This window comes from Pseudonocardia sp. ICBG1034, assembly GCF_020131375.1.
GTDB classification, from domain to species: Bacteria; Actinomycetota; Actinomycetes; order Mycobacteriales; family Pseudonocardiaceae; genus Pseudonocardia; species Pseudonocardia alni.
The window spans coordinates 1-8,848 of record NZ_JAHLEK010000016.1 but is presented as its reverse complement, the minus strand read 5'-3'; the positions used below and the strand labels follow the sequence as shown (position 1 = coordinate 8,848).

Sequence of the window (8,848 nt, the reverse complement as noted above, 5' to 3'; positions counted from 1 at the left end):
ATGATCGCCGGGATCGCCGTGCTGGGCACCGTGACCGCGACCATCGCCAGCTGGTTCACCGAGCAGATCCAGCGGTCCCGTACCGAGGCCGCCCGCCGCGACGAGCCCGACCCCGCCGGGCCGGGCACCCCCGACCCGGCCACCTGGACCGAACTCCTCGCCGAGCTCCGCCGGCTGCGCTCCCGCCTCGACGAGCTGGAGGCGGCCCCCGGGCAGCCGCCCGGCTGACGCCGCGTCAGACCGGCGGGGACAACCCGGCGTCGTGCACCAGCAGCGCCACCTGGACCCGGTTGTTCAGGTCCAGCTTGGTCAGGATCGCCGAGACATGGGTCTTCACCGTCGCCACGCTGATGTGGTGACGGGCGGCGATCTCGGCGTTGGACCGGCCCGCGCCGAGATCGAGGGCGATGGTGCGCTCCCGCTCGGCGAGGCGCTCCAGCCGTCGCCGGGCCGCGGCCCGGGTGCTGTCCCGGTCGGTCTCGGCGACCCGGTCGATGAGCCGGCGGGTCACCTCCGGCGAGAGCACCGGACGGCCCGCGGCGGCGTGCCGGACGGCGAGCACGAGCTCGTCGGGCGGGGTGTCCTTCAGCAGGAACCCGGCGGCGCCGGCCCGCAGCGCGCGCAGCACGTGGGCGTCGGCGTCGAAGGTGGTCAGCACGACGACCTGCGGCGCGCCGGGGCGGCGGCGCAGCGTCTCGGTGGCGGTGAGCCCGTCGGTGCCCGGCATCCGGATGTCCATCAGCACGACGTCGGGCCGGTGCCGCTCGGCCAGCGCGACCCCCTCGGCCCCGTCCCCGGCCTCGGCGACGACGGTCAGGCCGTCGGCGCCGCGCAGCATCATCGACAGTCCGAAGCGGACGACCGGGTCGTCGTCGACGATGAGCACCGCGACGGGGTCGGAGGTGGTCACGACGGCCACGGTAGCCGCATCCCGGTCCGCCACCCGCCGTCCGGGGTCGGGCCGTGGTCCAGCCGGCCCCCGACGAGCGTCGCCCGCTCGGCCAGCCCCCGCAGCCCCTGCCCGGCCCCCGGCCGGTCGGCGCGGGCGGGCCGGGCCGGTGCCGGGTTCGCCACCTCGACGACGAGCCCGTCCCCGGCCCCGCCGGTGACCGTCACCGTGACCGGGGCACCCGGCGCGTACGTGCGCGCGTTGGTGAGGGCCTCCTGCACCAGCCGGTAGGCGGTGCGCCCCGCGGTCTCGGGCACCGGGTGCTCCCCGGTGGTGACGCCGGGCCCGTCGTGCAGGACGACCGCGGTCCCGGTCCGGCGGGTCTCCTCGAGCAGCTCCCCGACGTCGGTGATCCCGGGCAGCGGCAGCTCCCCCACCGGCGCCCGGAGCACCCCGATGACCTCCCGCAGGTCCTGCAGGGCGCGGTGGGCGTTCTCCCGCACGACCTCGGCGGCCCGCGCGGTCTCCTCCGCCGGCGCGTCGCGGTGGAACGCCAGCGCCCCGGCGTGCACGCTGAGCAGCGACAGCCGGTGCCCGAGCACGTCGTGCATCTCCCGGGCCAGCGCCTCCCGCGCCTCGTGCGCGGTGCTCTCGGCCCGCAGCGCCGCAGCGGACTCGGCCATCGCGGCCCGCTCGTGCAGCGACTCGACCAGCAGCCGGCGGCTGCGCACGACCAGCCCCCAGCCGAACACCGCCGCGTGTCCCGCCACCAGCGCCCCGACCAGCAGCCACAGCGGGGCCTCCGGCGCGGGCCGCCAGAGGTAGTACACCGCGAACGACGCGAAGCTGCCCAGGAACACCGCGGCCGAGACCCGGGCCGGGCAGCGGGCGGCGACCGCGAACAGCGCGACCAGCCCCGGGACGGACGCGAACTCGGAGAACGTGCACAGCACGACGACGCCCACGGCCACCGGCAGCGGGTAGCGGCGCCGCCACCAGAGCGCGACGCAGGCGAGCATCCCCGCCACGACGTCGACACCCAGCAGCAGCTCGGGCCCGCCCGGCGACGACACCACCCGCAACCGGGCCATGAGCAGCCCGATCAGGGCCGTCACCACGACCACCAGGCCGTCGACGACCCACCGCCGGTACGCCGCGACATCGGTCATGCCGCCGAGGCTAGGGCCCGTACCGGTGCGGACGCCTCCGTCCCGAGGCCCGGACGCACTCATCCTTCGGACGGACCCCGCACGGGCAGGACACTCCCCCGGACCGATCCGGACGGCCGGGTGGCCGCCGCAGCATCGGCCCGATGCCCGCCCCGCACCGACGCCTCCGACCGCTCGCCGTACTCGCCGCCGCCGTCGCACTGGCCGTCACCGGCTGCGCCGCGGCCGTACCCGCCGCACCCGCCGTCCCGCCGCCCGACCCGGTCACCTGGACCGGGTGCGGTCCCGGCCTGGAGTGCGGCACCCTCGAGGTCCCCCAGGAGTACACCGACCCCGACGGCCCCCGGGTCGCCCTCGCGGTGATGCGGCACCGCGCCACGGATCCCCAGCGCCGGATCGGCACCCTGTTCTTCAACCCGGGCGGCCCCGGGGTCGCCGCGACCGACACGCTGCGCGCGATGCCCGCCACCCCGGGGTCGGCGGGCACGTTCGGGCCGGAGGTGCTGGCGCGCTTCGACGTCGTCGCGATGGACCCACGCGGCGTCGGCGCCTCGTCGGCGGTGCGCTGCCGCACCGACGCCGAGCGCGCCACGGCCGCCGCGAGCACCGCCGCCGACCCCGCCGTCCCCGGCGGCGCCCCGCTGCCGACCCTGCTCGCCGAGGCGAGGGCGCTGGCCGAGGGCTGCGCGACGCACCGGACCCCGGCGTTCCTGGCGAGCCTGTCCACCGACAACGTCGCCCGCGACCTGGACCGGCTCCGCACCGCGCTCGGCGAGGAGACGATCACCTACTACGGCATCTCCTACGGCACCGTCGTCGGCCCGATGTACGCCACCCTGTTCCCGGACCGGGTCCGGCAGATGGTCCTCGACGCGCCCGTCGACACCACGCTGTGGACCGGGGACCCCCTGGAGTTCCTCGACGAGGTCGCCGTCGCGAGCGAGCGGACCCTCGGCGCCTGGTTCGACACCTGCCGTACGGACGGTGCCGCGGTCTGTCCGTTCGGCGCCGGCGACCCGGCCGCCGCGTTCGACGCGCTCGTCGCCGGTCTCGAGCGGCGCCCCGCCCCGGCCCGGGTGGTGGAGGGCCTCGCCCCGGCCGGCGTCGTCGACGGCGCCATGCTGCTGGAGACCGCCCGCGGCGCGGCGGGCGAACGCACCCTCTGGCCGGTGCTGACGACGACGCTGGCGACCGCGCAACAGGGCGACGGCACCCTCGCCCACCTGCTCCACCGCAACCTGACGGTCTCGCCGTTCGGTGTCCCGACCGCGACGCAGGAGCAGCACACCGCGGTGCGCTGCGCGGACTGGAACACCCCGGCCGACGTCGGCGCGCACACCGCGGCCGCCGAGCGCGCGGTCGAGCACGCACCGCGGATCGGCACCCGCGCCGCCTACAGCGCGCTGGCCTGCGCGGTGTGGCCCGCGCCGAACACCGACCGGGTCACCGCACCGCTGACCGGCGCGGGCGCCCCGCCGACGCTGGTGGTCGGCGGCAGGCTCGACCCGGTCACGCCCCACGCCTGGGCGGAGCGGACGGCCGACACCCTGGACCGGGCGGTCCTGCTGACCCGCGAGGGTGTCGGGCACGGCTCGTACGGCACCGACCCCTGCGTCGACGCCGCGGTGGAGGCCACGCTGCTCGACACCACGCTGCCGGCGGCGGGCACCGTGTGCACACCGCCGCGGGCCACCACCCGTCCCGGGGCGGTCCCGGGTGGCTGAGGTCAGCCGTGCGTGTGCCCGTGCACGGCGAGGTGGGCGACGACGTCGCCGGGCCTCACCCCCGCACCGCGGCCGCGAGGGCCGCGAGGTCGTCGGGGTGCATCCGGGCCGGGACCGGCTCCGGTGCCGCGGCACGCAGCCGGTCCCGTTCCGCGGCGAGCCCGTCCCGCTCCCGGCGGGTGTCGTCGAGCCGGCGGGTCAGCTCCTCGACCGCGGTGCGGGCGCTCTCGTGCTGCGCACGCAGCCCCTCGGCGACGGCGCGGGCCTCGGTCAGCAGGTCGCGCTGCGCGGCGAGCCGGCTGCGCTGCTCGACGACGGTCTCGACCAGACCCGCCCGGTCGGCGACGACCGCGGCGTGGTCGGCCCGCAGCGCCGTCAGGTCGGCGTCCAGGCGGTCCCGGTCGCGGGTGGCGGCGTCGGCGCGGGCGAGGGCGGTATCGCGCTCGTGCTCGGCGGTCCGGGCGGCGAGCAGCGCGGCCTCCCGGTCCCGGGTGGCGGTCGCGGCGGTGTCCCGGGCCTCGCGGGCGTCGGCGACGGCGGCGTCCCGGGCGGCGACGGCGTCGGCGGCCTGCTGCCGCGCCGCACCGAGGGCCTCGGTCGCCGCGAGGGCGGTGGCGGCGGCCTCCTCGGCCCGGGTCACCGCCTCCGCCCGCTCCTGCCGGGCCTCGGTCGCGGCCCGGTCCGCCTCGCGGGCCCGGCGCTCGGCCGTCTCCCGGGCGGTGTCGGCCTGCCGACGGGCGGCGTCGGACTCGGCGGCGCCCGCGCGGGCCGCCTCGGTGGCGGCCAGGGCGTCGCGCTCGATCTCGTCGAGCCGGTCCAGCACAGCGGTCAGCGCCCCGGACAGCTCGGCCACCGGCCCGGCGAGCGCGCCGACGTGCTCGCGGAGCCGGTCCGCGTCGAGCGCGAACGCCCCGGTCCCGGTGTCGAGGCCGAGAGCACCGAGGGCCTCCCGCTCGGCGCGGGCCATCTGCGCGCACGTCCGCCCCTGCTCCCACCGGGTATCCCGGCAGAACGACCGCGGACGGCCGCCCTGCGGCCCGGGCGGGGGCAGCTCCGCCCGGCACCGGCTGTATCCGCACCGCACCACCGTGTCCGTCACGTCGGCCATGCTACCGGTTCGGTTCATACGAACTGCTGCACGGTTCTTGGTTCAGTTACCTGAACTAGCACAACACGGGATAATGCAGAGAATCCCGGGTCGGCCGAGCCACGGGTGCATCGACCGTCGCCGGGGCGCGCGGGAGCACGCGGGGAACCGGGGGGCGGCGGAGGGATCGAGCGTGGCCGCGCGGCGTCGGGCCCCGGTCACCGGCGATAGCCTGGTCGTGACCCGGGCGGGAGGAGCAGCGATGGGCAGGACACCGTGGATCGGGCCGAAGCGGGTCGGGTGGGGGCTGCGCCCGCAGACCCGGCAGGGCCGGGTGGTGACGGCGGCGTCCGCCGCCGCACTGCTCGTCGTCCCGGTCGTGCACTGACCGTGCACCCGGTCCCGCGCCCCGCCGACCTCGACGCCGTCCGCGACTCCTACGACCGCGTCGCCGACAACTACGTCGACATGGTCGTCACCACCGGCCTCGGTGACGTCCGCACCCATCCCTGGCTCCGGGCCGCCATGGACACCTTCGCCGACGCCGTCGCGGGCCGCGGGCCGGTCCTCGACGTCGGCTGCGGGCCGGGGCAGGTCACCGCCCACCTCGTGGAGCGCGGCGTCGACGCGTCCGGGATGGACCTCTCCCCCGCCATGGTCGCCCACGCCCGGCGGCTGTACCCGCACTGCCGGTTCTCGGTCGGCTCGGCCACCGAGCTCGCGGTCCCCGACGCCTCGCTCGCCGGGGTCCTGGGCTGGTGGTCGCTGTTCCACCTGCCCCGCGACGTCCTTCCGCACGTCCTGGCCTCCTTCACCCGCGCCCTCGCCCCCGGTGGGCGGCTGATCCTGGCGACCCACGTCGGCGACGGCGAGCTCGAACGCACCGAGTGCTACGGCGGCGTGCCCGTCCGCTGGACCACCCACCTGTGGCGGCCCGAGCAGCTGCGCGACCTCCTCGGGCGGGCCGGACTGCACCCCGAGGCCGAGCTCCTCCTGCATCCCGACGAACGGACCGGCCCGGGCGTGGTGATCATGGCGCGGGCACCGGGACCGGCAGGATGACCCCGTGACCGACCCCGCCCCCACCGGCGTCCCCGGCGCCGAGCTGCTCGCACCACAGGTGGACCTGCCACTGACCGAGCAGGAGGCCGCCTACGTCGCGGCCGCCCGGTCGGCCAACACCCGTCGCGGCTACGCCTCGGACTGGCGGGAGTTCAGCGGCTGGTGCGCCCGGCACGGGCACGAGGCCCTGCCTGCCGCCCCCGAGGCGCTGTCCGGCTACATCACCGAGCTCGCCGGGGCCGGGGCGAAGGTCGGGACCATCAGCCGCCGGCTGTCCTCGATCCGGTTCGTGCACGTCATGCGCGACCTGCCCGACCCCACCGACGCCCGCCGCGTCACCGCCGTCTGGGAAGGCATCCGCCGCACCCACGGCGCCCCGCCGGTCCAGGCCCGGCCGCTGATGCCCCCCGACCTCGACGACGTCGTCGACGCCTGCCCCACCACCCGCAGCTACGCGACCCGCCCGGGTGAGGACGACCTCGCCGGCCTGCGCGACCGGGCCCTGCTGCTGGTCGGGTTCTTCTCCGCGCTGCGCCGCTCCGAGCTGGCCGCGCTCACCGTCGCCGACGTCGCCGACCACCCGCGCGGCCGCGTCCTGTCGATCCCCCGCTCCAAGACCAACCCGTACGGCACCGAACCCGAGCTCGTCGTCCTCCCGCACGCGCACCGGGCCGCGCGCTGCCCGGTCACCGCGCTGCGGACCTGGCTCGACGCAGCCGGGATCACCGAGGGCCCGGTGCTGCGCAAGGTCACCCGCGGCAACCGGGTGACCGACCGGCCGCTGCACCCGGAGTCGGTCAACGAGATCGTCCAGCGCGCGGTGGCCCGTGCCGACATCGGCCCCGGCCCCTGGTCGGCGCACTCCCTGCGCGCGGGCCACGTCACCTACGCCCACCAGCGCGGCGCCTCCGACCGGGCCATCGCCCACCAGACCCGACACCGCTCCCTGGCCACCGTCGGCGCCTACATCCGCATCGACAACGCCTGGGAGGACAACTCCGCCGCCCTGCTGGCAGGTCTGTAGCCGTGCCCCTCCACCCGCCGATCGAGCCCCACGACGCCGGTGTCCTCACCACCGACGACGGCCAGGCCCTCTACTGGGAGACCTGCGGCAACCCCGACGGACGACCCGCGCTGGACCTGCACGGCGGGCCCCGGATCGGGTGCCTCGGCCGGGGCCCGCCGGTACTACGACCCCGAGCGGTACCGGATCGTGCTGCTCGACCAGCGCGGCTGCGGCCGCAGCAGACCGCTCGCCTCCGACCCGGGCGTCGACCTGGGGCGCACGCAGACCACACAGCTGCTCCTCGACGACATCGAGCGGCTCCGCGAGCTGCTGGCCATCCACTCCTGGGTCGTGCGGGGCGGCTCCTGGGGCAGCACCCTCGCCCTCGCCTACGCCCAGGCCCACCCACAGCGCGTCGACGCGCTCGTCCTCGCCGCGGTCACCACGACGACCGGGCGGGAGGTCCGCTGGGTCACCGAGGACATGCGCCGCATCTTCCCCTCCGCGTGGGACCGCTTCGCCGGCGCCGTGCCCGCCCACCTGCGTGGCATCCGCCTCGTGGACGCCTACGCGACCCTGCTCGCCGACCCCGACCCGGCCGTGCGCGAGGACGCCGCCCGCGAGTGGTGCCGCTGGGAGGACACCCACGTCTCCCTCGCACCGGGCCACCGGCCGAGCCGACGCTCCGAGGACCCGGCGACCCGCTGACCCGGGGTCCGCACCACACCACACCGCACACCGGTCGCCGGCCCGGCCACCGGACCTCCCCGGCCGGCGCCGGCCTCTCCCGGTCTTGGCGGTTCGGTTGTCGTCGTTTCGTCGACGATTCGCTGGCGTCAATGCTTCATTGACAGAGAAGGGCTGCGACGTGGGAGTCGCCGGCGGCCCCTCGTCCGCACGGCCGCCCGGACCTCGCCCCCGCCCTGGACGCGATCGGCGTGAGAACCCGTCCACCCCGGCGGCACGCCCACGTGTCCTGTCGACGCACGAACACGGGGCGTCGATGACCGACCGGGCCGGGGAGCCGAGGCCAGACCGGCCCCCGGCCTCGGCTCCCCGGCCCGGACCGCCTGGTGATCCGCGCCGACCGGGGTAGCGCCGGCACGACCGGCCCGGCCACGGTCGTTCCGGCCGACAGCGCGAGCCGGCCTCCCCTCCCCCGGCTCCGCGGCCGACGGGTGTCGCCGCTCGGTTGACCGGGCGTACGCGTCAATGATTCCTTGACACCGTGAGTCCCGGCGCTGTGGTCCCCGGCGCGTTGACCCTCCGCCCACAGCGGCTCTACATTCCGGTGACGATCCCCGGTGCCGACTCCGTGCACCCCGCCTGTCGCAGGAGTGCACCCTGTCCACGATCCCGCTGTCCTGCCTGGACCTGAACCCGGTCCGGCCCCCCGGCGGAACCGCCACCGACGTCGTCTCCGACGCGATCGTGCTCGCACGCCACGCCGAGTCGCTCGGCATGCTGCGCTACTGGGTCGGCGAGCACCACCTCAACCCGGTGCTCGGGTCGACCAGTCCGATGATGCTGCTCTCGCACCTCGCGGCCCGGACCGAACACATCCGGCTGGGCGTCGCCGCCACCCTGGTCGCCTACCACCCGCCGCTGCGCCTGGCCGAGGACGCGACGCTGCTGTCCGCCCTGTCCGGTGGCCGCACCGACCTCGGGCTGGGCCGCTCGGTCGCCGCCCGCACGCCGCGCACCGTCGGGTTCGACCACGACCGCCCGCACGTCGAGGCCCGGCTGCTCGAACGCGGCCTGGGCACCTTCAGCGGGCGCTGCGACCAGCTCCTGCGCCTGCTCGCAGGCAAGGAGCCGGGACTGCAGGGCACGCCGGTCGACCTGCTCGACGCCGTGACCCCACAGGTCTGGGTGCATGCAGCGGGCGAGAGCGCCGAGTACGCCGCGCGC

General features: G+C 76.9%; 9 protein-coding genes and 1 pseudogene. 7 read left to right on the top strand and 3 right to left on the bottom strand.

Features of this window, described 5'->3' with window-relative positions; all coding sequences use genetic code 11:
- Positions 1-228 (top strand): annotated as a pseudogene (locus KPF22_RS14895) (hypothetical protein); the annotation flags it as partial.
- Between the two features lie 7 nt (positions 229-235).
- On the opposite strand, the gene KPF22_RS14890 reads toward KPF22_RS14895, so the two are convergent.
- Positions 236-910, bottom strand: coding sequence for a response regulator (locus KPF22_RS14890; RefSeq protein ID WP_374107439.1), 675 nt, complete (start codon positions 908-910; stop codon positions 236-238).
- Positions 907-2,058: a sensor histidine kinase gene (locus KPF22_RS32685; RefSeq protein ID WP_208820838.1), complete on the bottom strand. Its 1,152-nt coding sequence runs from the start codon at positions 2,056-2,058 to the stop codon at positions 907-909. Before KPF22_RS32685 ends, KPF22_RS14890 begins: the two co-directional genes overlap by 4 nt.
- 143 nt (positions 2,059-2,201) lie before the next feature.
- Here KPF22_RS32685 and KPF22_RS14880 point away from each other — a divergent pair, with 143 nt between their 5' ends.
- A complete protein-coding gene (locus KPF22_RS14880) occupies positions 2,202-3,782 on the top strand; it encodes an alpha/beta hydrolase (RefSeq protein ID WP_224400885.1) in 1,581 nt (526 codons plus the stop codon).
- A 55-nt stretch (positions 3,783-3,837) separates the two neighbouring features.
- Here KPF22_RS14880 and KPF22_RS14875 read toward each other — a convergent pair whose 3' ends face one another.
- Positions 3,838-4,881, bottom strand: coding sequence for a response regulator receiver protein (locus tag KPF22_RS14875; protein ID WP_224400884.1), 1,044 nt, complete (start codon positions 4,879-4,881; stop codon positions 3,838-3,840).
- Between the two features lie 250 nt (positions 4,882-5,131).
- On the opposite strand from KPF22_RS14875, the gene KPF22_RS32115 reads away from it, so the two are divergent.
- From KPF22_RS32115 to KPF22_RS14855, 5 genes are all read left to right on the top strand, one after another.
- Positions 5,132-5,257: a hypothetical protein gene (locus tag KPF22_RS32115; RefSeq protein WP_255623970.1), complete on the top strand. Its 126-nt coding sequence runs from the start codon at positions 5,132-5,134 to the stop codon at positions 5,255-5,257.
- A 2-nt stretch (positions 5,258-5,259) separates the two neighbouring features.
- Positions 5,260-5,931 carry a class I SAM-dependent methyltransferase gene (locus KPF22_RS14870; RefSeq protein WP_224400883.1) on the top strand — a complete coding sequence of 224 codons (672 nt, stop codon included), beginning with the start codon at positions 5,260-5,262 and terminating at the stop codon, positions 5,929-5,931.
- 4 nt (positions 5,932-5,935) lie between these two features.
- Positions 5,936-6,955 (top strand): site-specific integrase, encoded by a 1,020-nt coding sequence (locus tag KPF22_RS14865; protein ID WP_208820836.1) that lies wholly within the window; start codon positions 5,936-5,938, stop codon positions 6,953-6,955.
- 39 nt (positions 6,956-6,994) lie between these two features.
- Complete coding sequence (locus KPF22_RS14860; RefSeq protein ID WP_224400882.1) at positions 6,995-7,645, top strand: alpha/beta fold hydrolase; 651 nt, start codon at positions 6,995-6,997, stop codon at positions 7,643-7,645.
- 618 nt (positions 7,646-8,263) lie between these two features.
- Positions 8,264-8,848: LLM class flavin-dependent oxidoreductase (locus KPF22_RS14855; protein WP_308010399.1), on the top strand; the 585-nt coding region annotated here is incomplete at its 3' end.

What these genes read in the sequence shown, in the direction of transcription:
- KPF22_RS32115 (WP_255623970.1), top strand. Translation starts at nt 5,132, where the DNA reads ATGGGCAGGACACCGTGGATCGGGCCGAAGCGGGTCGGGTGGGGGCTG.
- KPF22_RS14880 (WP_224400885.1), top strand. Translation starts at nt 2,202, where the DNA reads ATGCCCGCCCCGCACCGACGCCTCCGACCGCTCGCCGTACTCGCCGCC.
- KPF22_RS32685 (WP_208820838.1), bottom strand. Translation starts at nt 2,058, where the DNA reads ATGACCGATGTCGCGGCGTACCGGCGGTGGGTCGTCGACGGCCTGGTG.